A 4,042-nucleotide genomic window follows, 5' to 3' on the forward strand; every position below is an offset into this window, starting at 1 on the left:
GCCGTCGGGGTCACCGACTCGACGGTCCCCCCGAGCGTGAACACGATGCTGTACTCGCGTTCGCTCTCGATCGAGATGCCGTCGACCGCGCTCGCGTCGAACCCCCCGGGCAGCCGGTCGTACAGCGCGGTTATCGTCCGGAAGTCGCGGAACTGCTTGGCGTTGCCCGCGGAGTCGGCGCCCCGGCGCGAGACGACGTAGCTGCCGTCCGGGCGGTGCTCGCCCGCGGTCCGGACGAACTCCCGGCGCCCCGTCAGCGCCGCGGTCAGATCGTCCCGCAACGCCGTGGCGGCCTCGCGGGAGAGCCGGTGCTCGCCGTCGGGGAGCGACAGAACCAGTTCGCCGTCCCGGGTGGCGTCAGCGCCGACCGATTTCTCGATCAGCCGCCTGTCGACGGCTTCCTCTATCCTCGACGGATGTCGGGTGGGACATCGTGCCCGACGATTGGGCGGGTCGCCATTTATCGGTGACGGGTGGACGAGGCGGGCTCACATACGACCACGGCATCACTCCAAAATCGAGCCACACGGGACTCGGTCGGTCGCTCGCCGTCGTCGGTGGACACGGCTCCCGACCACCGTCGTTTTGCCGCCGGCGCTCCGACGGCCGGACATGAAGATCCGCGGCGAGCGCGAGTGCAAGAACTGCGGCACGCGCTGGTCCTACTACGAGACCGGGGAGGCGAGCTGTCCGGACTGCGGGAGCCTCCGGAGCGTCGCGGTCGAGGACGAGCGACGGCACCACACCGACAGCCCCGCCGAGATCGACCTCACGCCGCACCGAACCGCGCTCGCGGACGGGGAGGACATCCTCGATATCGCCGACAGCGTGGCGTCGGACTGCCGGGCGTACCTCCGAAAGCGGGGGTTCCTCCGCGGGGGCGAACTGCTCCCGCTGGACGACACGTACCTCGCGGTCGGGGAACTCCGCGCGGCGATCACCGACTACCGCCGGGACGCCCGCTTCGGCGCCGAGTACGACGATCCCGATCGGGAGGCCGCCGAGCGGTACCTGCTCGACCTGCTTCAGGGCGCCGACGACGGCGAGCGCCCCGCGCCCGACGAGGTGCCGGAGTCGCTCGCGCCCGCCCGGGGGCTGGCGTACGCGGCGGCCGTCGAAGCCTACCGTGACGACGAGGCGGCCTACCTCGACGACGCTCCCGACGAGGACGCCCGCCGGACGCTCGGGCGGATTCGCGATCAGGGGAAGCGGCTCGAGGCGCTGGAGGGTGACCTCCCACCGGAGACGGTCGAGTCGCTCGTCCGGGCGTGTCGGGACCTGTACCGCTACCTGAACGGCGAGGAGTCGGCACTCGCCACCGCACGCCAGCGGCTCGACGGGCTGACCGAGAGTTGAAGGGCGATCGCGCGACCACCCTCCCCGTGACCTGACGAGCCGACGGCCGGACGCCGGAGGAGGCCGGGAGTGGGCCTGTCTCCTCGATCGCGGGAGCGCGGGGCACGTCCGGCCGTACAGCCGCCCCCGCCTGTTCGCCACGTGATAACGTGTTTTCAGCCAGCTTTATCACCGGACCCTCGCATTTGCGGCGTATGGAACACGCACTCGCAGTCGTCGGGCCGGACGACGTGACAAAGGATCTGGTTCGGGAGGCCGGCGAACTCGCCGCGGGGGTCGACGCCCGGCTCACGCTGCTCTGTGTCGTCAGCGAGGAGGAGTACGCCGAGGAGCGCGAGGCGCTGGAGGCGATCCCGGAGGCCGACGTGAGCTACTCCGTCGGGCAGGCGCTGGAGGGCGCCCGCAGCTTCGCGAACGACATCGGCGTCGAGACGCTCGAGGGCGTCGATATCGAGTACGAGACCGCCGGCGCGGTCGGCGACCGGGCCGAGACCGTGATCGACGGCGCGCAGAACCACGGCTGTGACCACATCTTCATGACCGGCCAGCGCCGCTCGCCCACCGGGAAGGCGATCTTCGGCGACGTGACCCAGCGCGTCATCCTCGACTTCGAGGGACCGGTGACGGTCGTCACGGAGTAAAAATCAGCCACGGCGCGTGACGGGCGACGACTATCGTGTCGTCGCTAAATTTTCTATCGGAGCAGTCCAGACGCCGACAGTCTACTCCAGATCGAGATCCACACCCGACTGCCGAGCCGCGGCCGTCACCGTGTTCCGCAGCAGCATCGCCCGGGTCATCGGCCCGACGCCGCCGGGGACGGGCGTGATCGCGCCGGCGACCTTCGAGGCGCTCTCGTACTCGACGTCGCCGACCAGTTCGCGGTCGTCGCCCTCGCCGACAGCGTTGATCCCCACGTCGATCACCGTCGAGCCGGGCGCCAGCATCTCGCCGGTGACGAGTTCGGGGACGCCCGCGGCGACGACGACCACGTCCGCACGGGAGACGTGGGCCGCGAGGTCGTCGGTCTTCGAGTGACAGACCGTCACCGTCGCGTCCGCGTCGTCGCCGCGGCCGAGCAGGAGGTTCGCAAGGGGCTTCCCCACCAACTCCGATCGGCCGACGACGACCACGTCCGAGCCGGGGATCTCCACGCCCGCCTCGATCAGGAGCCGCTGGATCCCCAGCGGCGTACAGGGGACGAACCGGGGGTCGCCGGTCACGAGCCGGCCGACGTTCTCCGGGTGGAACCCGTCGACGTCCTTCTCGGGGTCGACCCGGCGCAGCGCCGCCGGCTCGTCGACGCCCTCCGTTAGCGGCCGCTGGATCAGAATCCCGTCGATCGCCGGGTCGGCGTTGAGTTCGTCGATCGTCTCGAACAGCTCCGACTGGGGGGCGTCGGTGTCGATCTCGACGTGGCGGCTCTCGATACCCACGTCCTCGCAGTCCCGCTGCTTCATCCGCACGTACGTCTCGCTGGCGGGGTCGTCGCTCATCAGCACGGTCGCCAGCCCCGGGGTCACGCCCTCGCTCCGGAGGCGATCGACCGCCTCGGAGACCGTCTCGCGCACCGCCGCGGCGACGGCCTCGCCGTCGATCACGTCAGCCCGGTCGGCTCGCTCCTGAATGGCCTCGCTCACGGTCGATACGGGGGGCTACGCCCACTTCAACCCTCGGATACGTGCATAGAAAATGTCCGAAACTGTTTCGAGTAGGCAAGAACGTGGATTACTCCGTCGCCCGGCGGAGGCGGAGTCGCACGACGGTGTGGCCGTCCCGACGCTCGAACGACACGTCGCCGCCGACGGACTCGACCGCCCAGCGGACGAGCCACAGCCCCAGCCCGCTGCCGTGTTGGAGCTGCGTGATGTCGCGGCTGCCCGTGATGGCCGCGCGCTCGGCCTCCGGAATCCCTGGCCCGTCGTCGACGACGAGCAGATCGACCCACTCTCCGGGGGCAGGCTCGAACGGCTCCGCCCGGAGGTCGACCGTCGGGTCGTCGGCGCCGTGGACGATCGCGTTCTCGACCAGTTCCTCCAGCGCGAGCCGGAGGTCCGACGTGGCCAGCACCGCGAAATCGTCGAGGTCGTCCTCGACTCGGATCGTCGCCTCGGGGAACTGCTCCCGGGCGTCGGCCGCGACCGTTCCGAACAGGCTCGCGACGCCGATCGTCGACCGCTCGGTCTCGGGACCTTCGATGATTCGCCGAATCCGCTTTGCGGTGTCGCTCAGGTCGATCAGCCCGTTGGCGGCCTCGACGAGGGCGGCGGCTTCGGACTCGATCTCCGGGTCGTCAGCGCGATCGAGCACGTTCTCGGCCCGACCGATCACGACGCCGAGATCGTTCCGGAGGTTGTGCCTGAGTAGTCGGTCGAGCACCTTCACGTGGCGTTCGCGCCGCTCGATCTCGGTCACGTCGGTGTAGATGCCGAACGCGCGGACGGAGCCGTTCTCGGCGTAGGGGATTCCCCGGAACAGGAAGGTGCGCGCGCCGTGGGCAGTCTCCCGCTGGACTTTCGCCCCGGTCACCTCCCCCTCGCGGACCCGCTCGTTGATTGCTTCCGGCGGCGTGTCGCCGGCTTGCTCGCCGGCGGGCAAGCTGAGCACCTCGTCGATTCGCTGTCCGACGATCGCTTCACGGTCGACGCCGAACACGTCCGCGAACGCGTCGTTGGCCGCCCGGATC

At 70.2% G+C, this 4,042-nt stretch carries 5 protein-coding genes; 2 read left to right on the forward strand and 3 right to left on the reverse strand.

What is annotated here, in order from left to right; genetic code table 11:
- A partial coding sequence (locus tag ACFR9S_RS06490) for a DUF7528 family protein (protein WP_379818299.1) occupies positions 1-281 on the reverse strand: 281 nt, incomplete at its 3' end.
- A gap of 331 nt (positions 282-612) precedes the next feature.
- On the opposite strand from ACFR9S_RS06490, the gene ACFR9S_RS06495 reads away from it, so the two are divergent.
- Positions 613-1,356: a DUF7117 family protein gene (locus tag ACFR9S_RS06495; RefSeq protein ID WP_379818300.1), complete on the forward strand. Its 744-nt coding sequence runs from the start codon at positions 613-615 to the stop codon at positions 1,354-1,356.
- Positions 1,357-1,550: 194 nt separating this feature from the next.
- The gene (locus tag ACFR9S_RS06500) at positions 1,551-1,997 is read left to right on the forward strand and encodes a universal stress protein (RefSeq protein WP_379732051.1); all 447 of its coding nucleotides are present in this window, start codon (positions 1,551-1,553) and stop codon (positions 1,995-1,997) included.
- 81 nt (positions 1,998-2,078) lie between these two features.
- Here ACFR9S_RS06500 and ACFR9S_RS06505 read toward each other — a convergent pair whose 3' ends face one another.
- Both ACFR9S_RS06505 and ACFR9S_RS06510 read right to left on the reverse strand, forming a co-directional pair.
- A complete protein-coding gene (locus ACFR9S_RS06505) occupies positions 2,079-2,996 on the reverse strand; it encodes a bifunctional 5,10-methylenetetrahydrofolate dehydrogenase/5,10-methenyltetrahydrofolate cyclohydrolase (RefSeq protein WP_379732049.1) in 918 nt (305 codons plus the stop codon).
- Positions 2,997-3,084: 88 nt separating this feature from the next.
- Positions 3,085-4,042, reverse strand: a 958-nt coding sequence (locus ACFR9S_RS06510) for a sensor histidine kinase (protein ID WP_379818301.1), incomplete at its 5' end; no start/stop codon positions are given.

The organism is Halolamina salina, assembly GCF_042678005.1.
GTDB lineage: Archaea > Halobacteriota > Halobacteria > Halobacteriales > Haloferacaceae > Halolamina > Halolamina salina.

Bases quoted from the DNA above. Each gene is read 5' to 3' on its own strand.
- ACFR9S_RS06495 (WP_379818300.1), top strand. From the start codon at position 613: ATGAAGATCCGCGGCGAGCGCGAGTGCAAGAACTGCGGCACGCGCTGG.
- ACFR9S_RS06500 (WP_379732051.1), top strand. From the start codon at position 1,551: ATGGAACACGCACTCGCAGTCGTCGGGCCGGACGACGTGACAAAGGAT.